This is a genomic window from Hartmannibacter diazotrophicus (assembly GCF_900231165.1).
GTDB lineage: Bacteria > Pseudomonadota > Alphaproteobacteria > Rhizobiales > Pleomorphomonadaceae > Hartmannibacter > Hartmannibacter diazotrophicus.
On sequence record NZ_LT960614.1, the window covers coordinates 5090492 to 5112197 of the forward strand.

Annotated in this window: 17 protein-coding genes; 12 read left to right on the top strand and 5 right to left on the bottom strand. The window is 65.0% G+C overall.

The features are described from left to right. Nucleotides 1-53 precede the first annotated feature (53 nt). The 5 genes from rimP to rbfA all read left to right on the top strand — a co-directional run bounded on the left by rimP (nucleotide 54) and on the right by rbfA (nucleotide 6588). Nucleotides 54-695 (top strand): ribosome maturation factor RimP, encoded by a 642-nt coding sequence (rimP, locus tag HDIA_RS23495; RefSeq protein ID WP_342748069.1) that lies wholly within the window; start codon nucleotides 54-56, stop codon nucleotides 693-695. Between the two features lie 60 nt (nucleotides 696-755). Beyond that, on the top strand, nucleotides 756-2372 hold the full coding sequence (gene nusA / locus HDIA_RS23500; protein ID WP_099558434.1) for a transcription termination factor NusA: 1617 nt from the start codon (nucleotides 756-758) through the stop codon (nucleotides 2370-2372). Nucleotides 2373-2390: 18 nt separating this feature from the next. Continuing rightward, nucleotides 2391-3074, top strand: a complete 684-nt coding sequence (locus HDIA_RS23505) for an RNA-binding protein (protein WP_099558435.1) — start codon at nucleotides 2391-2393, stop codon at nucleotides 3072-3074. A 248-nt stretch (nucleotides 3075-3322) separates the two neighbouring features. Further along, nucleotides 3323-5977 (top strand): translation initiation factor IF-2, encoded by a 2655-nt coding sequence (infB, locus tag HDIA_RS23510; protein ID WP_099558436.1) that lies wholly within the window; start codon nucleotides 3323-3325, stop codon nucleotides 5975-5977. Nucleotides 5978-6174: 197 nt separating this feature from the next. Further along, nucleotides 6175-6588 (top strand): 30S ribosome-binding factor RbfA, encoded by a 414-nt coding sequence (rbfA, locus tag HDIA_RS23515; protein WP_099558437.1) that lies wholly within the window; start codon nucleotides 6175-6177, stop codon nucleotides 6586-6588. A 96-nt stretch (nucleotides 6589-6684) separates the two neighbouring features. Here rbfA and HDIA_RS23520 read toward each other — a convergent pair whose 3' ends face one another. After that, entirely contained in the window at nucleotides 6685-7179 is a 495-nt protein-coding gene (locus tag HDIA_RS23520) for a MarR family winged helix-turn-helix transcriptional regulator (RefSeq protein WP_099558438.1), read from the bottom strand. A 79-nt stretch (nucleotides 7180-7258) separates the two neighbouring features. On the opposite strand from HDIA_RS23520, the gene HDIA_RS23525 reads away from it, so the two are divergent. From HDIA_RS23525 to HDIA_RS23545, 5 genes are all read left to right on the top strand, one after another. Further along, nucleotides 7259-8161 carry a DMT family transporter gene (locus tag HDIA_RS23525; protein WP_099558439.1) on the top strand — a complete coding sequence of 301 codons (903 nt, stop codon included), beginning with the start codon at nucleotides 7259-7261 and terminating at the stop codon, nucleotides 8159-8161. A 148-nt stretch (nucleotides 8162-8309) separates the two neighbouring features. Then, nucleotides 8310-9239 (top strand): tRNA pseudouridine(55) synthase TruB, encoded by a 930-nt coding sequence (truB, locus tag HDIA_RS23530; protein WP_099558440.1) that lies wholly within the window; start codon nucleotides 8310-8312, stop codon nucleotides 9237-9239. Nucleotides 9240-9268: 29 nt separating this feature from the next. After that, a complete protein-coding gene (rpsO, locus tag HDIA_RS23535; RefSeq protein ID WP_099558441.1) occupies nucleotides 9269-9538 on the top strand; it encodes a 30S ribosomal protein S15 in 270 nt (89 codons plus the stop codon). Nucleotides 9539-9801: 263 nt separating this feature from the next. Next, a complete protein-coding gene (gene pnp, locus HDIA_RS23540) occupies nucleotides 9802-11928 on the top strand; it encodes a polyribonucleotide nucleotidyltransferase (RefSeq protein WP_099558442.1) in 2127 nt (708 codons plus the stop codon). 335 nt (nucleotides 11929-12263) lie between these two features. After that, the gene (locus HDIA_RS23545) at nucleotides 12264-13232 is read left to right on the top strand and encodes a sugar-binding transcriptional regulator (protein WP_099558443.1); all 969 of its coding nucleotides are present in this window, start codon (nucleotides 12264-12266) and stop codon (nucleotides 13230-13232) included. Nucleotides 13233-13244: 12 nt separating this feature from the next. Here the strand turns inward: HDIA_RS23545 and HDIA_RS23550 are convergent, their stop codons facing one another. From HDIA_RS23550 to HDIA_RS23560, 3 genes are all read right to left on the bottom strand, one after another. Beyond that, the gene (locus HDIA_RS23550) at nucleotides 13245-15581 is read right to left on the bottom strand and encodes a response regulator (protein ID WP_099558444.1); all 2337 of its coding nucleotides are present in this window, start codon (nucleotides 15579-15581) and stop codon (nucleotides 13245-13247) included. Then, a complete protein-coding gene (locus HDIA_RS23555; RefSeq protein WP_099558445.1) occupies nucleotides 15581-16096 on the bottom strand; it encodes a putative pterin-binding protein in 516 nt (171 codons plus the stop codon). The genes HDIA_RS23550 and HDIA_RS23555 overlap by 1 nt, the downstream gene beginning before the upstream one ends. A 181-nt stretch (nucleotides 16097-16277) precedes the next feature. Beyond that, a complete protein-coding gene (locus HDIA_RS23560; RefSeq protein ID WP_162292684.1) occupies nucleotides 16278-17327 on the bottom strand; it encodes a response regulator in 1050 nt (349 codons plus the stop codon). A gap of 845 nt (nucleotides 17328-18172) precedes the next feature. Between HDIA_RS23560 and HDIA_RS23565 the strand changes: the two genes are divergently transcribed. Beyond that, nucleotides 18173-18688, top strand: a complete 516-nt coding sequence (locus tag HDIA_RS23565; protein WP_099558447.1) for a MarR family winged helix-turn-helix transcriptional regulator — start codon at nucleotides 18173-18175, stop codon at nucleotides 18686-18688. Nucleotides 18689-18731: 43 nt separating this feature from the next. On the opposite strand, the gene HDIA_RS23570 is transcribed toward HDIA_RS23565, so the two are convergent. Then, complete coding sequence (locus HDIA_RS23570; protein WP_162292685.1) at nucleotides 18732-19970, bottom strand: NAD(P)/FAD-dependent oxidoreductase; 1239 nt, start codon at nucleotides 19968-19970, stop codon at nucleotides 18732-18734. A gap of 260 nt (nucleotides 19971-20230) precedes the next feature. On the opposite strand from HDIA_RS23570, the gene HDIA_RS23575 reads away from it, so the two are divergent. After that, a complete protein-coding gene (locus HDIA_RS23575; protein WP_099558449.1) occupies nucleotides 20231-21643 on the top strand; it encodes an amidase in 1413 nt (470 codons plus the stop codon). The last annotated feature ends 63 nt before the right edge of the window (nucleotides 21644-21706 follow it).

The window sequence follows — 21706 nt, forward strand, 5'->3', positions numbered from 1 at the left end:
TTTTCCGGCGGACGCCGGTTCATGAGCCCTTAGGGGCTCCAAGTGGCTTGGACATGGCAGACAACCTGATCGACGGGCAAGAGGACGATGGCGCGGGGCCGGCCGGTGACGGCATGGCGGAGGAGGTGATCGCCTCCGGCGCGCCCACTTTTGCCGCTCCTCTCGACGAACCGCGCCTTGTTCGGGAAACCGGACCCGAGGCCCGCGTGGCGGCGATCATCGACCCGATCCTGATCGACCTCGGCTATCGGCTCGTGCGCGTCCGTCTGTCCGGCATGAACGGTCTGACGCTGCAGATCATGGCCGAGCGTCCGGACGGCACGATGAATGTCGAGGACTGCGAGGCCGTGAGCCGCGCCATCTCGCCGGCGCTGGACGTCGAGGACCCGATCGACCGCGCCTATCATCTCGAGGTGTCCTCGCCGGGCATGGACAGGATTCTGGTGCGCAAGAGCGATTTCGTGCGCTGGCAGGGGCACGAGGCAAGGATCGAACTGGCCGTTCCCCTCAATGGCCGCAAGCGGTTTCGCGGCTGGCTGATGGAGGTCGAGGGCGACACCGGCGGCGTACGCCTGCTGCAGCCGCTCGAGGACGGTACCCAGGAAGTCCGCTTCCCGCTTGATACCATCGACGAGGTCCGCCTCGTCCTCAATGACGCTCTGATCAAGGCTTCGCTGAAGGCGGGCAAGAGCTGACAATAACCCGGGCCAGGGGAAACGGCCCGATGCCGCAAGGCACGAAGGAGAGACAATGTCATGGCTGTGAGCGCTAACCGGCTGGAGCTGCTGCAGATCGCCGATGCGGTCGCCCGCGAGAAGTCGATCGACCGGCAGATCGTGATCGCCGCGATGGAGGACGCCATTCAGAAGGCGGCCCGTTCGCGTTACGGTCAGGAAACCGACGTGCGCGCCGAGATTCACAGCCGCACGGGCGAGATCAAGCTCCAGCGCCTGCTGCAGGTCGTCGAGAGCGTCGAGAATTCGGCCACCGAAATCGACCTCGAAGAGGCCCAGCACCGCAATCCCGGCGCCCGCGTCGGCGACTTCATCGCCGAGCCGCTGCCGCCGATCGACTTCGGCCGCATCGCCGCCCAGTCGGCCAAGCAGGTCATCGTGCAGAAGGTGCGCGAGGCCGAGCGCGACCATCAGTTCGATGAGTTCAAGGATCGCATCGGCGAGGTCATCAACGGCGTCGTCAAGCGCGTCGAATACGGTAACGTCATCGTCGACCTCGGCCGCGGCGAGGCGATTGTCCGCCGCGACGAGCTGATCCCGCGCGAGGCCTTCCGCTATGGCGACCGCATCCGCGCGCTGATCTACGACGTGCGCCGCGAGCAGCGCGGCCCGCAGGTCTTCCTGTCGCGCACCCATCCGCAGTTCATGGCCAAGCTCTTCGCCCAGGAAGTGCCGGAGATCTACGACGGCATCATCGAGCTGAAGTCGGTGGCCCGCGATCCGGGTTCCCGCGCCAAGATCGCGGTCATCTCCAAGGACAGCTCCATCGACCCGGTCGGCGCCTGCGTCGGCATGCGCGGCAGTCGCGTCCAGGCCGTGGTGCAGGAACTGCAGGGCGAGAAGATCGACATCATTCCCTGGAGCCCGGATCCGGCGACCTTCATCGTCAACGCGCTGCAGCCGGCGGAAGTCGCCAAGGTGGTGCTCGACGAGGACGCCGAGCGCATCGAGGTGGTCGTGCCGGACGAGCAGCTTTCGCTCGCCATCGGCCGCCGCGGCCAGAACGTGCGCCTTGCCTCCCAGCTCACCGGCTGGGACATCGACATCCTGACCGAGCAGGAAGAGTCCGAGCGCCGGCAGAAGGAATTCGCCGAGCGCACCGAGATCTTCATGGAAGCGCTGAATGTCGACGAGGTGGTCGGCCAGCTTCTCGCCACCGAGGGCTTCACCTCGGTCGAGGAGATTGCCTATGTCGATCTCGACGAAATCTCCACCATCGAGGGCTTCGACGACGACACGGCCGAGGAAATCCAGGCCCGGGCGAACGAGTATCTCGAGGCTCGGGAGAAGGCTCTCGACGACGAGCGTGTCGCCCTTGGCGTTGCCGACGAGCTGCGCCAGATCGACGGCGTGACCACGGCGATGCTGGTTGCCTTCGGCAAGGACGACATCAAGTCGATCGAGGATCTGGCCGGCTGCGCCACCGATGATCTCGTCGGCTGGACCGAGCGCAAGAACGGCGAGACCCAGCGTTTCCCCGGCACCCTGACCTCCTTCGACGTATCGCGGGCCGACGCGGAGGCCATGATCATGGCCGCGCGCGTTGCCGCGGGCTGGATCGAGCCGGAGCCGGAAGAGGAAGCGGTGTCGGACGAGGAGACCACCGAGGCGTCGGAAGAGGTTTCCGAAAGCCTCTGAAAAGCAAGGAGCGGCTGAATGGCGCCGCGCAGCAAGGACGCCGAGCGCACCTGTCTGGTGACCCGCGAGGCGCAGCCTCCGGACGGATTGATCCGTTTCGTGGTCGATCCGTCGGGTCAGGTAATCCCGGACATCCGGGAAAAGCTGCCGGGGCGGGGCGCATGGGTCGGCGGGCGGCGCGATCTGGTCGAGACGGCGATCAGAAAGAAGCTGTTTGCCCGCGCCTTCCGCCGCGAGGTGACGGTCGACGAGGACCTGGCCGGTCAGGTGGACCGGCTGCTGGAGGACCAGGCGCTTTCGGCCCTGTCGATCGCGCGCAAGGCCGGGCTGGTGCGAACCGGCTTCGGCAAGTGCGAGAGTGCGCTGGCGAGCGAGGATGTCGCCGCCCTCATGCATGCCCTTGAGGCGGCGGAGGACGGCAAGCGCAAGCTGGCGCAAGCGCTTAGGCGTCGTCAGGCGCTTGAACGAGAACGACAGGAGAATGCCGCGCCGCGCCGGCCGGTCCGTGTGATCGACGGATTTTTTTCCGGATCGCAATTGGATTTGGCATTGGGCGGGGCAAATGTGATACATGCTGCACTGCTCGCCGGTGGCGCGAGCGGAAGTTTCCTGGGAAAGGTCGAGGCCCTGGCGCGATATCGCAGCCGGGACCTGAACCTGAAAGAGGACGGGATCGAGGCCCCCGCGGGCCTTGCCCCCTGATGGCATCCAGACGATCGGCCGGATTTCGGCGGCGCGTGGCAGGCGCCGGCGATGGACGGCCTCAATCCGTTTTTCCGGCGCAACGACGCCGGAGCGGCGAGACGAACGCCCGGCCCAACGTGCCGGACCGAGACGAATGAGGGCACGCGGCCGCCAGATCGGTCCGTCGTGCACAACGAACGAGTGAAGCGTTGTCGTCCGGAGGGCCGGACCTGGCGGCGGGGTCACTTGGCAGGATAGAAGACGGTATGAGCGACACGAAGAACACCGATGACAAGACCCTGAGCGTGAATTCGAAGAAAACCCTCACTCTTCGTCGCACGGTCGAGCAGGGAACGGTCCGGCAAAGTTTCAGTCACGGGCGCACCAAGGCCGTCGTGGTTGAAAAGAAGAAGAGCCGTGGCCTTCGTGGCGATGAGACGCCCGCGCCTGCGGCCGCCGCGCCGCGTGCTCCCGAACCGTCTCAGGCACAGGCAGCTCCTCCGGCCGTGACGCTGAAGCCCCGTGAGGGCGGTGGTCAGCAGCGTCAGCAGTCCGGTGGTCAGCGCCGGTCCGGTGTTGTGCTGCGTTCGCTCAATCAGGATGAGATCGAGGCCCGCGCCCAGGCACTCGCCGAGGCTCGCCAGCGCGAGATCGAGGAGCGCAAGCGCGCCGAGGAAGAGGCCGTGCGCCGCGCCGAGGAAGAGCGCCTCGCCGCCGTGCGCGCCGAAGCCGAGCGCATTGAGGCCGAAGCCGCCGCCAAGCGTGCCGCCGAAGAAGAAGCCGTCCGTGCCGCGCAAGCCGCCGAGTCCGCCGTAACGGCGGAAGAGGCAGCGCCCGCTGCGCCCGCAAGCCCGGTGGAAGCGACGCCCGAGCCCGCTGCGGCAACGGCACCTGCCACCAGGATTCGTCCGGCTGCCGTGGTGCCCGAGGAAGAGGAGTCCGAGGGCGCAAGCCGTGGCGGTCCCGTCCGCAAGGCGCGGACCCCTGAGGCGCCCAAGCCGGCGCCGAAGCGCGGTGCCGACGATCGCCGCAAGGGCCGCCTGACCATTGCCGCTGCCACCGTGGATGGCGACGACAGCCAGCGCGGTCGCTCGCTTGCCTCGCTGCGACGCCGCCGCGAGAAGGAAAAGCGCGCCCATCAGTCCGGCCCGCGCGAGAAGGTGCTCCGCGAGGTCGTTCTCCCCGAGGCGATCACCATCCAGGAACTCGCCAACCGTATGGCCGAGCGTGCGGTCGACGTCATCAAGCTGCTGATGAAGCAGGGCCAGATGCTGAAGATCAACGACGTGATCGACGCCGATACGGCCGAGCTGATCGCGACGGAGATGGGTCACACGGTCAAGCGCGTCTCCGAGGCCGACGTCGAGGAGGGTCTCTACGCCGAACCCGATCACGACGACGACACCACGCCGCGCCCGCCGATCGTGACCGTCATGGGCCACGTCGACCACGGCAAGACATCGCTGCTCGACGCCCTGCGCCACGCCAATGTGGTTTCGGGCGAGGCCGGCGGCATCACCCAGCATATCGGTGCCTATCAGGTCGAGCAGAACGGCCAGAAGATCACCTTCATCGACACGCCCGGCCACGCCGCCTTCACGGCGATGCGCGCCCGCGGCGCCAAGGCGACCGACATCGTCATCCTTGTCGTGGCGGCGGACGATGGCGTCATGCCGCAGACGATCGAGGCGATCTCGCACGCCCGTGCGGCGGGCGTTCCGATCATCGTGGCCATCAACAAGATGGACAAGCCGAGCGCCAATCCGGACCATGTGCGCACCGAACTGTTGCGTCACGAGGTCGTGGTGGAATCGATGGGCGGCGACACGCTCGAGGTCGAGGTTTCGGCGCTCAAGGGCACCAATCTCGACAAGCTGCTCGAGGCGATCCTGCTTCAGTCCGAAGTCCTTGAACTCAAGGCCAATCCGGACCGGTCCGCCGAAGGCATCGTCATCGAGGCCAAGCTCGACAAGGGCCGTGGTCCGGTCGCTTCCGTGCTCGTTCAGCGCGGTACGCTCAAGGTTGGCGACATCGTCGTGGCCGGTTCCGAATGGGGCCGCGTTCGCGCCATGCTCAACGACAAGGGCGAGCAGGTCCAGGAAGCCGGTCCGTCGACACCGGTGGAGGTCCTCGGCTTCCAGGGCACGCCCGATGCCGGCGACCGCGTCGCGGTGGTCGAGAACGAGGCTCGTGGCCGCGAGATCACCGAATACCGCCAGCGCGTGAAGCGCGAGACGCTCCACAAGAGCGCCGCCGGCAGCCGCGGTTCGCTCGAGCAGATGATGACGAAACTGCAGACGGCCGGGCGCAAGGAGTTCCCGCTGCTGGTCAAGACCGACGTGCAAGGTTCGCTGGAAGCGATCATCGGCGCGCTGGAAAAGCTCGGCAACGACGAGGTCATGGCCCGCGTCATCCACGGCGGCGTCGGCGGCATCACCGAATCCGACATCACCCTCGCGGAAGCGTCCGAGGCGGCGATCATCGGCTTCAACGTTCGTGCCAACGCCCAGGCCCGGTCCGCGGCCGATCGTGCCGGCATCGAAATCCGCTACTACAACATCATCTACAACCTCGTGGATGACGTGAAGGCGGCGATGAGCGGCATGCTGTCGCCGGAGCGGCGCGAAACCTTCCTTGGCAATGCGGAGATCCTGGAGATCTTCAACATCACCAAGGTCGGCAAGGTGGCTGGCTGCCGCGTGATCGAGGGCTCCGTGGAACGCGGCGCGCAGGTGCGCCTGATCCGCGACAACGTCGTGATCCACGAAGGCAAGCTCGGTACGCTGAAGCGCTTCAAGGACGAGGTGAAGGAAGTCCACGCCGGACAGGAGTGCGGCATGAACTTCGAGAACTATCAGGACATGCGGGCCGGCGACATCATCGAGTGTTTCCGCGTCGAGGAAATCGCGCGCACGCTCTGATCGCGGCCTGAGAGTGACCTGGTCGAGGCCGTGCGGATACCGCGCGGCCTCGATTGCATATGGATCAAGGCAATCCAGCCGATAGGCCCGTCTCCGGCTCGAACGGGGATGGAGCCCCGCTTCGAAACACTGGATGCATCAGCAAGGGGATTGGGCACTGTTCTGATTCAGGAATCGGAACAATGCTTTAAACGACAATGGCTCGACATCACGCCGGTACGGCGCCCGGCATGCCCTCCCAGCGCCAGCTTCGCGTCGGCGAACTGATCCGTCATGTCGTGGCGGAGATCCTCGCGCGCGGTGAGATCGCCGATCCCGAGATCGAGGCGATGATGATCACGGTTCCGGAAGTGCGCATGTCGCCTGACCTGAAGCATGCGACCGTCTTCGTGACTTTGACGGCGGGCGGCGATGCGTCGAACGCCGTCAAGGCGCTTGGTCGTCATGCCAAATGGCTGCGCGGTCAGGTGGCGCACAAGGTGAACCTGAAGTTCGCCCCCGACCTTCGCTTCAAATACGACACGCGTTTCGATGAAACCGACCGGATCGATGCATTGCTGCGCTCGCCCGACGTGGCGCGCGACCTGAAGGCCGACGACGACGAAACCTAGAGCATTTCCTGGGCTCCGCTCTGAGCGGGAATGCTCCGGCGCAGTCGCCGCCCGGCTTGCCCGCCGGATGCAGGCACATCGGACGGCGAAATCTCTTCACTGATCGGCGTTATCGAGCCTGGCGAGATAGGTCTTCAGTAGCTGGTTGAGCGCGTCCTGTTCCTCGCGGCTGAGCGACGCGACCAGACGGTGCTGGTTGGCGACATGCGCGGCCACGGCCTTCTCGATCAGGTCGAACCCGGTCGGCGTCAGCGAAATGATCATCCCGCGTCGGTCGTCCGGATTTTGTGTCCGGCTCACCAGCCCCGCCTTGATGAGCTGGTCCACCCGGTTGGTCATGGTGCCGGATGTGATCATCATCTGGCCCATCAGTTCGCCCGGCGAAAGACTGTAGGGCGGGCCGGAGCGGCGCAGGGTCGCCAGCACATCGAACCCGGCGCTGTTCAATCCATACGCGGAAAAAACTTTCTCCACCTCCCGCAGGAGCCGCTCGCGCAGGCGCCCGAGACGGCCCAGAAGCGCCATCGGTCCGACATCGAGGTCCGGCCGCTCGCGGTTCCATTGGGCAATGATCTTGTCGACGTCATCCATACGGGACATCGACCACGATTTTATCTTGACGTCAAGATTTATGGGAATATCTTGAAATCAAGATAAATGGGAGATCCCGATGAAAACCGCCCTCGACCTTGCCCTGACGGCCCTCGCGCCGGTGATATGGGGCACGAGCTACCTTGTCGCGACGACGTGGCTCGCCGGATTCGATCCTCTTCTGGTCGCCCTGCTGCGGGCCCTTCCCGCCGGCCTTCTGCTCATCCTGATCGTGCGGCGCCTGCCCGCGGGCATCTGGTGGGTCCGTGTCTTCTGCCTCGGCGCGCTCAATTTCTCGATCTTCTGGTGGATGCTGTTCGTGGCCGCCTACCGGCTTCCCGGAGGTCTGGCCGCGACGGTCGGCGCCGTCCAGCCGCTCGTCGTCGTCTTTCTGGCGCGGCTTGTGCTGGGCACGCCGGTCCGGGCTGTCTCCGTCGTGGCTGCCGTCACCGGCATGCTCGGTGTCGCCCTTCTCATCTTGACGCCCGAGGCTGCGCTGGACCCTCTCGGCGTTGCCGCTGGTTTTGCGGGAGCGGCCTCCATGGCGGCGGGCACCGTGCTCACCCGCCGCTGGCAGCCCTCCGTGCCTCTGGTCACCTTCACGGCCTGGCAGCTTGCCGCGGGCGGCCTTCTGCTGCTGCCCGCGCTCTGGTGGATCGATCTTGGAGCCGTGCACTTCACCGCCGGCAATCTGGCCGGTCTTGCCTATCTCGGTCTTGTCGGCGCGGCGCTGACCTACCTGATCTGGTTCCGCGGGCTCGCCCGCCTGGACCCCACCCTCGTCTCTCCGCTCGGCTTCCTGAGCCCGGTGACGGCGGTGCTGCTCGGCTGGCTGGTTGCCGGCGAGAATTTCACCGCGCTTCAGACGGCGGGCCTGATTCTGGTCGCGGCAAGCCTTCTGGCGGCACAGATCAGAATACCGCGCCGGGTGCCAACGCCGGCGGAGGGTATCGCGGCCGGAGCACAGCAGCCGGCGCTCTGACGGCCGCGTTCGCCGCGTCATGCATGGATGCCGTGTTCGTCTGTGTCTTGCATCCGGGCCGGATCCCCTGTAACAGGCGCGTCATGTGATTATCCGCGCGGCTGCTCGGGTCCGATCCCCGCTTCCTGCGACGATTGACCAAGACGACATGGCAAGAAAACAGAAGAAAAACGACGTGCACGGCTGGGTCGTGCTCGACAAGCCTTTTGGCATGACCTCGACGCAGGCCGTCGGCGCCGTGAAGCGCCTCGTAGGCACGTCGAAGGCCGGCCATGCCGGAACGCTCGATCCGCTCGCCTCGGGCATGCTGCCGATCGCGCTCGGAGAGGCGACCAAGACCGTGCCCTTCGTCATGGACGGCGAGAAGGTCTACCGCTTCACGGTGCGCTGGGGCGCCGAGACGACGACGGACGATGCCGAGGGCGAGGTGGTTGCGACCGCCGAAAGTCGGCCGACCGCCGACGAGATCAACACCATCCTCGACGACTTCGAGGGCGTCATCATGCAGGTGCCGCCGGCCTTCTCGGCGATCAAGGTCGACGGCGAGCGCGCCTACGACCTTGCCCGCGCCGGCGAGGAGGTGGAGCTTGCCGCCCGGCCGATCGAAATCCATGCGCTCGATCTCGTCGAGTGCCCGGATGCCGATACGGCCGTCTTCGAGGCCGAATGCGGCAAGGGCACCTATGTCCGCGCGCTGGCGCGGGACATGGGCCGCCAGCTCGGCTGCCGCGGCCACGTCGTCGAATTGCGCCGGCTCGTCGTCGGCCCGTTTGACGAAGACGACATGATTTCACTGGAAATGCTGGAAGCCTTGCGGCATAGTCCCGCGCGCGAGGACGACCTTGCAAAACTGATCCGCCCCATCGAGACCGCGCTGGACGACATCCCGGCGCTGGCCCTGAGCGAAGCGGACGCGAACCGGCTGAAAAACGGTCAGCCGGTTCTCCTGCGCGGACGGGATGCTCCTACGTTCGAAGGACCGGCTTACGCCGCCTGCCGAGGCCAGCTCGTGGCCCTCGGGGACATCGAACGTGGTGAGTTTCACCCCAAGCGCGTGTTCAACCTGACGCGAAGCTGAGGCTTCCGTCGACAACAAAAGGAAACCCGATGTCGATTACTGCGGAGCGCAAGGCCGCGCTGATCACCGAATACGGCACCAAGGCCAACGACACCGGCTCGCCGGAAGTCCAGGTCGCCATCCTTTCGGAGCGCATTTCCAACCTGACCGAGCACTTCAAGACCCACGGCAAGGACAACCATTCCCGCCGCGGTCTGCTCAAGCTCGTGAGCCAGCGTCGCCAGCTTCTGGACTACCTGAAGCGCAACGACGTCGAGCGCTACCAGACCCTGATCGGTCGTCTCGGCCTGCGCCGCTGACGCCCACACCCGAACGGGGCGGCCGCAAGGTCCGCCCCTTCGATGTTTAATGACCCTTCGGCGAAGGAAACCCGGTCATGCGGGCCGGTTTCGCGACCGCCGATCAAACGCAGAGCGATCGCCATCATGGGGCAGGATCGCCGGGTGCTTTCCGTAAAGTCGCGGAGTTTCCGCCGGAGAGCGTCTTGCCGTCTTGCCCGTGATGAAAACCCGGAACGGGATCTGTATAGCGCGCTCTGCCAAGAATGCTGGAAAGGCAGACCATGTTTGATACCCAACGCGTCGAGATCGAATGGGGCGGACGCCCGCTCGTGCTCGAAACCGGGCGCATCGCCCGTCAGGCCGACGGCGCCGTGCTCGCCAGCTACGGCGACACCACGGTGCTCGCCACCGTCGTCTCGGCCAAGGAGCCCAAGCCCGGCCAGGACTTCTTCCCCCTGACCGTCAACTACCAGGAAAAGGCCTTCGCGGCCGGCAAGATTCCCGGTGGCTATTTCAAGCGCGAGGGTCGTCCCTCCGAGCATGAGACGCTGACCTCGCGTCTCATCGACCGCCCCATCCGCCCGCTTTTCGCCGACGGCTACAAGTGCGACACCCAGGTGATCGTCACGGTGCTCTCCCATGACATGGAAAGCGCGCCGGACATTCTCGCCATGGTCGCCGCCTCCGCCGCCCTGACGCTCTCCGGCGTGCCCTTCATGGGCCCGATCGGCGGCGCCCGCGTCGGCTATTTCGACGGCGAATTCATGCTCAACCCGCCCGTCGACCGCATGGTTGACAGCAAGCTCGACCTCGTCGTCGCCGGCACCATCGACGCCGTGCTGATGGTGGAGTCGGAGGCTCAGGAGCTTGACGAGCAGACGATGCTCGCCGCCGTGATGTTCGGCCACGCCCAGATGCAGCCGGTCATCGACGCGATCATCAAGCTGGCCGAGCGTGCCGCCAAGGAGCCGCGCGAGTTCAAGCAGAAGGACGTCTCCGAGATCGAGAAGACCATGCTCGAGATCGCCGAGGCCGATCTGCGCGAGGCCTACAAGATCACCGCCAAGCAGGAGCGGTATGTTGCCGTCGACGCCGCCAAGGCGAAGGTGACCGCGGCCTTCTTCCCCGAGGGTGAAGAGCCGAAATACAGCAAGGAAGAGGTCGGCGCGGTCTTCAAGGAACTGCAGGCCAAGATCGTCCGCTGGAACATTCTCGACACCGGCAGCCGCATTGACGGCCGTGACCTCGTCACGGTCCGCCCGATCGTCGCCGAAGTCGGCGTTCTGCCGCGCGCCCACGGCTCGGCCCTCTTCACCCGCGGCGAGACGCAGGCCCTCGTGGTCGCAACGCTCGGCACCGGCGAGGACGAGCAGTTCGTGGATGCCCTCGAGGGCACCTACAAGCAGAACTTCATGCTGCACTACAACTTCCCGCCCTACTCCGTGGGCGAGACGGGCCGCATGGGTTCTCCGGGCCGCCGCGAAATCGGCCACGGCAAGCTCGCCTGGCGAGCCGTGCACCCGATGCTGCCGCAGCACCACGACTTCCCCTACACCATCCGCATCGTCTCCGAGATCACCGAGTCCAACGGCTCGTCCTCGATGGCGACCGTCTGCGGCTCCTCGCTGGCGCTGATGGATGCAGGCGTTCCGATGAAGGCCGCGACGGCCGGCATCGCCATGGGCCTCATCAAGGAAGGCGAGCGCTTCGCGGTGCTCTCCGACATTCTTGGCGACGAGGATCACCTCGGCGACATGGACTTCAAGGTCGCCGGCACCGAGAACGGCGTCACCTCGCTGCAGATGGACATCAAGATCACCGGTATCACCGAGGAGATCATGAAGGTCGCGCTGGATCAGGCGAAGGGCGGCCGTCTTCACATCCTCGGCGAGATGGCCAAGGCCATCACCGGCGCCCGCGCGTCGCTCGGCGAGCATGCGCCGCGCATCGAGGTCATCAAGATCCCGGTCGACAAGATCCGTGAAGTCATCGGCACCGGCGGCAAGGTCATCCGCGAGATCGTGGAAAAGACCGGCGCCAAGGTGAATATCGAGGACGACGGCACCGTCAAGGTGGCCTCCTCCGACGGCAAGGCGATCACCGCCGCGCTCAACTGGATCAAGGGCATCGCAGCCGATCCGGAAGTCGGCGCCATCTACGAGGGGACGGTCGTCAAGGTCGTCGACTTCGGCGCCTTCGTGAACTTCTTCGGCTCCCGCGACGGCCTCGTCCACGTTTCGCAGCTCGCTCCGCAGCGCGTTGCCAACGTCAAGGACGTGGTCAAGGAAGGCGACAAGGTCTGGGTCAAGCTCATGGGCTTCGATGATCGCGGCAAGGTCCGCCTGTCCATGAAGGTCGTCGACCAGGAGACCGGGCAGGAGATCAAGGCCGAAGCCGAAGCAAGCTGAGCTGCTTCGTTGAGATCGGACCACGAATAGGAAATGCCGGGCAGTCGCGCTGCCCGGCATTTTTTATAGGGGGGGCTCGAACGCCCCGTTTTTGATGATCTTTTCATCCTGCGCTGAGCGAATGCTCACTTGCATCGGTGCAGGATAAGTCGGAATGTGCATTTGGAATGGTTCGACGGTTCAGTTCTGTCAGCGACCGTTTCCCTGATCACATCGCCCACCCGGAAACACGCCTGGGCCGATTTCTCCGCTGGAATGAGCGGGAAACGCCGGGCGGATACGGACAACCAGCCTGATCATCTGGGTCCCGTATGCCAACTTGACCGGAAGCTGCCATGCTCGAAATACCCAAGGATGACGACCTTCTCGTTCGTTCCGCCTGGCTTTACTACGTCGGCGGCCAGAGTCAGGAGGAGGTCGGCCAGGCCCTCGGTATCTCGCGCTTCCGCGTGACGCGCATGCTGGCCGAGGCGCGCGAGCGCGGCATCGTCCGCATCGCCATCGAGCACGACACGACGGCAACCCTTGAGGCGGCGGACCGGCTGATTGCCAACTACGGCCTGCGCGGCTGCATCGTCACGCCGCGCCTTGGTGTCGACCCGGGCCGGCCTTCGTCGGAAGCCGAGGAAGAGGTCGCCCGCCGGGCCGTCGGCATTGCCGCGGCCGGTCTCCTGTCCAGAAAGCTGCAGAAGGAAGGCCCGGTGACCGTCGGCATCGGGCTCGGCCGCACGATTGCCCGCATGGCCGAGGCGCTGTCGGGGGTCCGCAAGAAGGACGTGCGCTTCGTCTCGCTGGTCGGCTCGCTGACGCGAACCGCAAAGGCCAATCCCTTCGATGTCTGCATCCAGCTTGCCACGAGCTGCGGCGGCGAGGCCTATTTCCTGGCCGCGCCCTATCTCGTCGACAGCGAGGCGGACTACTCGGTCATCATGAGCCAGCGCATCGTGCGCGAAACGCTGGAAGTCGCCCGGTCCGCCGACATCTATTTCGTCGGCTGCGGCGAGTGCCGGGAAGGCTCGACCCTTTATTCGAGCGGCCTCGTGACGGCGGATGAATTCGCTTCGCTCGCCGCGTCCGGCGCCGTCGTCGATTCCACGGGCAAGTTCTTCGACGCCAAGGGACGGCTTGTGCCGAGCGACCTCAACAACCGCACTATCTCGGTGACGATGGACGATCTGCACGAGCACGAGGTTGTCCTGCTCGCCGCCGGCCGCATCAAGGCCGAACCGGTGCGGGCGATGCTCGCGACCGGCTTCGTCGATCAGCTCGTCGTCGATGGAGATCTGGCCGACCTTCTGATGTGAGGCCGCGGCCGCTCAGGCGGCGTCGGATGCCCGGAGCGGTGGCAGGAACTTCTCTCTGGCAAGAGAGAGGGTCCGGCGCAACTGCGCCATCGCCGCCGTCGTTCCCTCGATCCCGGCCGCAAGGCCGGTGCTGCGCAGATGATCGCATGCATCCGCGACGCTGGGCAGGCCCGCGTTGGCAGCCGAGCCACGCAGCGTATGGGCGGCATGCCGCAGCGCGTCTGCCGAGCCGGTGGCAATGGCCGCCTCCAGATCGTTGATGAGCTCCTCGGCATCTTCAAAGAACATCTGGGTCAGTTCGGCCAGGATGTCGGTCCCGAACTCTCTTTCGAGCATCTCTCGGGCCGCAAGGTCGGCTGCTGGGTTCAAGCTGGCGGGGGCCTCGGTGGCTCCGTCTGCCGGGCCGATCGGAATGCGGGCGATGACATCCGATGGCGATGCCGTCTTGAGAGCTGCCGGCGTTTCGCAGGCCGGACCATCCGCAGGGCACGATTGGACCGGATGAGCGCGCGCCTGCGCTGGGCCCCGGACTGTCATGAGGGCCCGGACGAGCGCGTCCTGATCGATCGGCTTGGTGGTGAAGTCGTCCATTCCCGCGGCAAGGCAGGCCTGCCGGTCTTCCGCCGAGGCATTGGCCGTCATGGCGATGATCGGCACGCATCCAGCCTCGCCGCCAAGGGCGCGGATGCGCCGCGTGGCCTCCAGCCCGTCCATGTGCGGCATCTGCATGTCCATGAGAATGGCGTCGAACCGGCCTTGTGCCGCCGCTTCGACAGCTTCCCCGCCATCGCGGGCAAATGTCACGCGATGGCCGAGACGGGCCAGCGTGAGTTCCGCGACGCGCCGGTTCACCGCATTGTCCTCGGCGAGGAGGATCGAAAGCGGGGAGATCTGGTCCGCGGCAACGGGCAGCGCGTCCGCGGCCGCTGTCGCTTCGGCGGGAGCCTCCGCGACCGGCACGTCGAACCAGAAGAGACTGCCGGAGCCGACGACGCTCTCCACGCCGATCCGCCCGCCGAGCAGTTCGATCAGTCGCCGGCAGATGGCAAGGCCGAGGCCGCTGCCGCCGAAGCGCCGTGCCATCGAGGCCTCGAGCTGGCTGAATTCCACGAAAAGGCGGCCTCTGGCCTCCTCCTCGATACCCATGCCCGTGTCGGCGACGAAGAAGACGAGGCGCATCTGGCCGTCCGGATCATGCCTGCGGCTGACCGTGACCGTGACCTCGCCCTTGCTGGTGAACTTGACGGCATTGCTGACGAGATTGAGCAGCACCTGCCGGATGCGCGTCTGGTCCGAAATGATCCTGTCCGGCACGTCGGGATCGATCCGCATCTCGAAGCCGAGCGCCTTGTCCGCCGCCTTCGGGCCCATGATCGTTTCGACATGCTGAAGGCTGGCGCGCAGGTCCATCGGCGAGAGATCGATATCGAGCCGTCCGGCTTCCAGCTTGGAGTAGTCGAGAACGTCGTTGATGATGTCGAGAAGCGCCACGCCGCAGGTCCGGATGATCCACGCAAGATCGGACTGTTCCGGCGTCAGGCGCGAGTCCATGAGAAGCTGGGTCGCGCCAATGACGCCGTTCATCGGCGTGCGGATTTCGTGGCTCATGGTGGCAAGGAACTGGGATTTCGCCCGCGTTCCGGCGAGCGCCTCGTCGGCCTTGATCTTCAGTTCGCTGTTGAGGTTTTCGATTGCGGCGCGAGACTGCCTGAGGCAGGTCATCTGGCGGGCCATCAGAACGATGATGCCGATCATGGCAAGGGTCAGCATGCAGACGCCGGCCGCGAGCATCCAGTGCAGGCTTAACGTCTCCTGGCGATTGTCGACCCGTAACGCCTTGCTGCTCGAATCGGCATGCATGACGATGGCGGCCGTCGCCTTTGACAACGCCTCCACATGCCGGATGAGGAAGTCCCGCTCACCGGGTTGGAAGTGCTTTTCGACGATCAGGCGGTCGAAAATGGGCACGATTTCCTCGATGCCCTTGGAGACCTCGCGGAGCAGTCCCTGAAACGTCTCGTCGGCCCCGAAGATCCTGGGGAACTTCCCACTCTTCAAAATCCTGAGCCGGCTGTAGACGATGTCGAAGCGCAGGCCGGTGGCCTTGGCATCGAACTCGTCGCGTGGCGTCCTGAGTTCGACGGCAAGGCGCACCGTCTCGCGGTCGAGCTGATAAGCGCCCCAGAGCGCGTCCTCGCGCACGCTTGCGGCGATCTGGCGGTCCCGTGTCACCAGCAGCGCAAAGACGCCGATGACGATAAGAACACTTGCCAGACCGAGCAATCCGGCGATCCGGATGCCCGGGTCGAGCCGGAAGGCCAGGGATCTGACTCTGGAGCAGACAGACATCAGCGAACGTCGATCGACTTGATCTGCCAGACGCTGCGCGAGAAATACTTCTCGTTATAGAGGTCGGCTTCCTTGTCGAACGGATAGATCAGGAAGAGCGGACCCTTGTCGCGGACCGACATTTCCTCGCCGTTCATCTTGGTGGCGAAGATGGTGTCGTGGTCGAGGACGTCTGCCATCGGCACCTCGGCGGCATAGTCGTTGAGGGCGACGACGTTGAGATTGTCGCCCGTCGCGCCGACGGCCTCCATCAGGGCTCGTCCAAGCGGGCCGTCGAAGCTCACCTTGCCTTCCGTCCACGGCGTTTCCATCGTCGCATGTCGGCCGGGCAGGGCCTCCAGCATGGCGCGGTCGAACTGGGCCGTGCCGTCGACATTGGTGTTCTCGATCTTGCCGGTCACGGTGAGGATCACGTCGCCCGTGGGCGCCGGCAGGCTGCCGGCCATGGCGGCCGGCGCAAAGGCCAGGACGGCGGCCAGGACGGTCGAACGGAAGGCGATTGTCTTGCGCATCATTGGTTGGTCCTCGAATTCGGCCGGCAGCCTCGCGCGGCCATCAGGTTTGGGACGGGCCGTGCATCCTAGGGCCGGCGTCGTCGTTCGCGCTGCCGCAGGACGGTGATCGGCGGGATCGTGTCGCGGCGCAAAGTGTCGTTGCCCCGGTGAAGCAGGGCGGCGGTGAAGCAGGGCGGTCCGATCAGGCGGCGGTCCCCACCGGATCGTCGGCCTCCTGCCGGAAGACAACGATGTCATCGAGCCTTTTCTCGAAGGCGTCGAGACAGGCCGGATCGAAGTGCTTTCCGGATTGCTGGCGCATATGGTCGATGGCCCGCTCGATCGGCCAGGCGTCCTTGTAGGGTCGCACGCTGGTCAGGGCGTCGAAGACATCGGCGACTGCGACGATCCTTGCGGGGAGCGGGATGTCGGTCTTCTGCAGGCCGTGGGGATATCCGTTCCCGTCGAAATGCTCGTGATGGCCGAGGGCGATGTCGGCGGCGCTCTTCAGAAGAGGAACCTCGCTGTTTTCCAGGATCTTGAAGCCGTCGGTCGTATGGCGTTGCATGACCGCCCGCTCCTCGTCCGTCAGCCGTCCGGGCTTGAGCAGGATCGAATCCGGCACGGAGAGCTTGCCGATGTCGTGCATGGGAGAGGCAAGAAAGAGCGTGCGAAGCGCCTCGTCGTCGAGCCCGATGGCCTCGCCGATCATCTGCGAGAAGTGGGCGATCCGGTCGATATGCTCGCCGGTTCCCCCGTCGCGCAGCTCGACGGCGCGCGCCAGGCGCATGATCAGCTCCTCTTCGCGCGCCGCAATGGTGCGCGTCGCCTTGGCGACCTCCTCGCTGAGCCATTGCGCGCGGTGCGTCTCTGCGTTGTGCGCCCGGCGCAGGGCGATCAGGTTCTTCAGACGTGTGCGGAACTCGACCGGATCGATCGGCTTCTTCATGAAGCTGGTCGCGCCGACATCGAGGGCCGACTGCCTGAGGCCGAGCTCTTCCTCGCTGGTGATCATCACCGCCGGCACGCCCGCCATGCAGTCCCACTGGCGCATCTGGCGAAGAAGCGTGATGCCGTCCATGCCCGGCATGCGGAAGTCGACGAACAGGACGTCGCAGCCATGTTCGGAGGCATGCGCGAAAGCGTCTTCCGGGCGGAGGAAGGCTTGGGCAGTGCAGCCGTCGACCTGCTCCACCAGACGGCGCAGATAGGTCAGACTTGTCCGGTTGTCGTCGACGATAAGTATTTCCAATTTCATCGCCCCTTCTTGAGTGCCGGACAATTTCCGCATACGGAAAAACAACTACGGCAGGGAGCTATCTTCGATAGATGCCGGTTCATACTTCATGCAGATCAAAGCGGAATTGAATAAAAAATTTGCAAACCGGATTGGAATCTATACTGAATAGATAAGAATGGGTGAATGCTAAGGAAATAATACAATTATGCTGGCATAGGTCTTCGAATGCATACGGGATCGATACTTCGACCTCCTTGGTCAATGAAGTGATTATGGCTGGCCGCATGCAGACGATCGGCACGCGGCGATGACGCGGCAATCGGGTTCGCCTCTTCGGGATGCTCGCTGATTGCCGCGACGGACTCTCTGTCCTGCGACCGGTCGGACGCCATCACGACATCGGCTGGCGCAAATCCGGGAAGGCATGACCTCGCCATCGCGACGACAGTCGCGGCATTCGGGCGCCCAAGGTTGCGGGCAGCCGGGTCAATGCCTTGAATTTTATGAGTTTTAGTAAGCCGGCAAGCAGATTTCTGCCTTGAAGCAGTCTGTCGCGACAGCGTGTAATATTGTGCAATATTATGCAAATTTTCCAAAGTGAAAATTGTAGAAAAACAAAGTCAAGAATTAAAACTTCGGTAGCCTGATAGAAATCATACCAATTTACAGTGAAAACATGTCTGATAACTCTGAAAATCGACCGATTTTCGTTCACATCGGAAACAAAAAAAGAATATTGAGAAAGACTTCCGGCCTTTCGGTAATCGCGAGGCCAGCATCTCGGTTGGAGCAGGGGCACTCCCGGCCGTGCGATGAGAAGGAAGATCTTTTGACCTCTTGACCATCGAGAGAATGAGATGGGCGAACAAACACAAGTGGATAATGGTAAAGGTGATTTGCCGGCAGCGGGCGAAACGGAATCCGGCGAGCCAGGGGAGAGGATGGTTGATCTCGGGGCATTGCCGTCTTTCCTCGGCTACGCCATCCGCCGGGCGCAACTGACAATTTCTGACGATTTCATCCGGACGCTCGCGGCGGCTGACCTGAGGCCTGCCTATTTTTACACGCTGCTTGTCATTCAGAAGAATCCCGGTCTCAACCAGTCGGACGTCAGCGCGGCCCTCGGCCTCCAGCGCACCAATTTCGTCGTGATGGTCAATGACCTCGAAGGCCGGGGCCTGATCGAGCGTCGGCCGTCGGCGAGCGACCGGCGGTCCTATGCCCTGCATCTGACCCGCAAGGGCCGCGCCCTTCTCGCCAGGGCGATGGAGCTTCAGGCCGAACATCAGGCCCGGTTCGTCTCCGTGCTCGGTGCTGAGGAGCACGATCGACTGATCCGGCTTCTGGGCAAGCTGGCAGAAAGCCGGCATTGAGCCGAACGCAGCCGTGGACGCCCAAGGCATCGGCGCTCCGGGATTATCGGAAACGGGCGGGGCTGAACGGCGTCGGATCGACGATCGGGGCCTCGCCGGTCATCATCTCCGCGAGCAGCCGTCCGGTCGCGGGGCCAAGCGTCAGGCCCTGGTGCCCATGGCCGAAGTCGAACCACAGGCCCTTGTGCCGGCTGGACGGCCCGACGACCGGCAACATGTCCGGCATGCAGGGCCGTGCACCGAGCCAGGGCATGTTCTCGACCTTCGCGCCGAGCGGCAACAACTCCTTTGCCGCAGTTTCCGCTTTCATGAGCTGCACCGGTGTCTGGCTTGCCGACTGCTCGGCGAGTTCCGCACCCGTTGTGATGCGAAGGCCCCGGACCATCGGCGCCATGAAGTAGCCGCGCTCCGGATCGTGCAGCGGCATCTGCAACTGCGGCTCCAGCAGGTAATGCTGGTGATAGCCGCGCTTGAGGAACATCGGCACCTTGTAGCCGAATTTCAGGGCCAGATGCGGCGACCACGGACCGAGCGCAATCACCGCATGCTCGGCCTCGATTGTCCCGTCGCCGACGGGTAGTCGCCAGCCGCCAGCCGGTGTCTGGGCCAGCCCCATGGCATCGGCACGGATGATGTTGCCGCCGCGCTCGACAAAGAGCCGGGCGTAGGCGGCGGCAAGCGCGCCGGGATCGCGCACCGACCAGGACGGCTTCCAGTGGATCGCACCTGCGCCGCCTGTCTTCAGCGCCGGCTCCGCCGCCGTCAGGGCCTCCGGTTCGATGACATCCGAATCGACGCCGTAGGTATCCTTGATCCGTTGTGCGGCCGCCTTCGCCTTGGCGAGCCTCGATGCGGTCCGGTAGAGCGAGCGATAGCCCGTCCGCCGGATCAGGCCGTCGCTGCCCGACGCCTCGATGAACGGCTGATGCTCCTCGCTCGCCCGCACGATCAGGCCTGAATAGGTCCGCGCGATGCGCTGGTAGACCGAACCGGTGGAATTCCACCAGTAGGCCAGCAGCGGCCGGGCATAGGAGGGAAAGGCGCGCCAATGGAAATGGACGTCGTTGCTGCGTTGCAGGGCAATGGCAAACAGCGTCGCCAGATCCTGCGGCATGGCATAGGGCTCGACCGCCTCGGTCTGGATGATGCCTGCATTGCCGTAGCTCGTCTCCTCGCCCGGCTCGCGCCGGTCGACGAGGGTTACGTCGAAACCGCGCTGCTGCAGGTGCAGCGCTGCCGAAATGCCGACCATGCCGGCGCCCAAAACGATGGCTTGCGCCACTCTTGCCCCCTCATCCATGCAAAGACTGCCCGACAGGCAGCAAGATGCATGCCCGCAACGTCCCCCAGGACACATGGATAGCAGCCCTTCTTCATCCCGGAAATGGCATGCGAATCAGGGCAGCAATGCTGGGGCCGAAGACCTTGTCGCCGCACCGGTCCCGTTTGCCCGCGGGCAGCCGGCGGCGACCCTCTCCGCCGATTGACGCCGGAACGGCTATCCGCGATCCTTCGGTCCCGATTTCATCACGACCGGTTCGCATGACCAGCCTTTCGACGACGTCGCCCCTTGATCTGTCTGCCGTCGAACTCGCCGACGCCTTCGGCAAATGCCGCCTTTCCCCGCTCGACCTTTTCGAGGAGCTGGTCCGCCGCATCGACGTCGTCGAGCCGCGCATCCGCTCGCTCTATGCCTATGATCCGGAAGGCGCGCGCCATGCGGCAACGCTTGCCAGCGAACGCTGGGCGCGCGGCGAAGCTCTCGGGCCTCTCGACGGCATGCCCGTCACGATCAAGGAGCTGATCGCGACCAAGGGTGTGCCGGTGCCTCTCGGCAGCGCGGCGACGCCGCTCGTCCCGGCCGAACGGGATGCACCGGCGGCCGAGCGGCTGCGGGAGGCTGGCGCCGTCATCTTCGCCAAGACCACCTGCCCCGACATCGGCATGCTGTCCTCGGGGCTGTCCAGCTTTCATCCCGTGACGCGCAATCCCTGGAATCTCGACTGCAATCCGGGTGGTTCGAGTTCCGGAGCGGCGGCCGCTGCGGCGGCCGGCCTCGGTCCGCTGCATGTCGGCACGGATATCGGCGGCTCGATCCGCCTGCCCGCAGGCTGGTGCGGCATCGTCGGCTTCAAGCCAAGCAACGGCCGCGTGCCGATCGACCCCTACTACCTTGGCCGCTGTGCCGGCCCGATGACCCGCACCGTCGCCGATGCGGCTCTGACGATGGGCGTCCTTGCGCTGCCCGACGCGCGTGACGCGACATCCCTTGCGCCGGAGGCGGTCGACTGGATGGATCTCGACATTGATCTCGGGGGCCTGCGCATCGGATTGATGCTCGATGCGGGGGTGGGGCTTGCCGTGGAGGACGAGATCCTCGTGGCCGTCGAGGCCGCCGCCCGCCTTCTGGAGCGGCACGGCGCGACGATCGTGCCGGTGCCCGGGATCCTCGACCGCGCGCTTCTCGACGGCATGGACGATTTCTGGCGCTGCCGGGCCTGGGTGGACCTTGAAAAACTGCCGCCGGAGGCGCGTGCCCGCATGCTGCCCTATGTGCTTGCATGGGCCGGGAAAGGCGCCGGGATCTCGGGATTGCGTGCCCTGGAGGGCTTCAATGGCACCTACGAGATGCGCCGCCGCACCGCCGCTCTCTTCGGCACGGTCGACGCCGTCCTGTCGCCCGTCGCGCCGGTGATTTCCTTCTCGGCCGAAATGGCCTCTCCGATCGACGATCCCGAGCGCCCCTTTGAACATATCGCCTTCACCCTGCCCTGGAACATGGGCGAGCAGCCGGCCATCTCGATCAACTGCGCCTGGTCGTCATCGGCGATGCCGATCGGTCTCCAGATCGTCGGCCCGCGCCATGGCGATCGCTTCACGCTGGCCCTTGCAGCAGCCTATGAAGGCCTGCGCGGGCCCGATCGAATCCGGCCCGCATGGACGACCCTGGATTGAAATCCGAAACATGAATTTTAGCAAAATTTTTCAGCAAGATAGATAGTCTCAAATCCATTCTTT

Excerpts from the sequence above, each read along its gene's own strand:
- pnp (WP_099558442.1), top strand. The coding sequence starts at position 9,802 with ATGTTTGATACCCAACGCGTCGAGATCGAATGGGGCGGACGCCCGCTC.
- rpsO (WP_099558441.1), top strand. The coding sequence starts at position 9,269 with ATGTCGATTACTGCGGAGCGCAAGGCCGCGCTGATCACCGAATACGGC.
- HDIA_RS23575 (WP_099558449.1), top strand. The coding sequence starts at position 20,231 with ATGACCAGCCTTTCGACGACGTCGCCCCTTGATCTGTCTGCCGTCGAA.
- HDIA_RS23545 (WP_099558443.1), top strand. The coding sequence starts at position 12,264 with ATGCTCGAAATACCCAAGGATGACGACCTTCTCGTTCGTTCCGCCTGG.
- HDIA_RS23565 (WP_099558447.1), top strand. The coding sequence starts at position 18,173 with ATGGGCGAACAAACACAAGTGGATAATGGTAAAGGTGATTTGCCGGCA.
- HDIA_RS23525 (WP_099558439.1), top strand. The coding sequence starts at position 7,259 with ATGAAAACCGCCCTCGACCTTGCCCTGACGGCCCTCGCGCCGGTGATA.
- rbfA (WP_099558437.1), top strand. The coding sequence starts at position 6,175 with ATGGCTCGACATCACGCCGGTACGGCGCCCGGCATGCCCTCCCAGCGC.
- HDIA_RS23505 (WP_099558435.1), top strand. The coding sequence starts at position 2,391 with ATGGCGCCGCGCAGCAAGGACGCCGAGCGCACCTGTCTGGTGACCCGC.
- rimP (WP_342748069.1), top strand. The coding sequence starts at position 54 with ATGGCAGACAACCTGATCGACGGGCAAGAGGACGATGGCGCGGGGCCG.
- infB (WP_099558436.1), top strand. The coding sequence starts at position 3,323 with ATGAGCGACACGAAGAACACCGATGACAAGACCCTGAGCGTGAATTCG.
- HDIA_RS23520 (WP_099558438.1), bottom strand. The coding sequence starts at position 7,179 with ATGGATGACGTCGACAAGATCATTGCCCAATGGAACCGCGAGCGGCCG.
- HDIA_RS23555 (WP_099558445.1), bottom strand. The coding sequence starts at position 16,096 with ATGATGCGCAAGACAATCGCCTTCCGTTCGACCGTCCTGGCCGCCGTC.
- nusA (WP_099558434.1), top strand. The coding sequence starts at position 756 with ATGGCTGTGAGCGCTAACCGGCTGGAGCTGCTGCAGATCGCCGATGCG.
- HDIA_RS23550 (WP_099558444.1), bottom strand. The coding sequence starts at position 15,581 with ATGTCTGTCTGCTCCAGAGTCAGATCCCTGGCCTTCCGGCTCGACCCG.
- truB (WP_099558440.1), top strand. The coding sequence starts at position 8,310 with ATGGCAAGAAAACAGAAGAAAAACGACGTGCACGGCTGGGTCGTGCTC.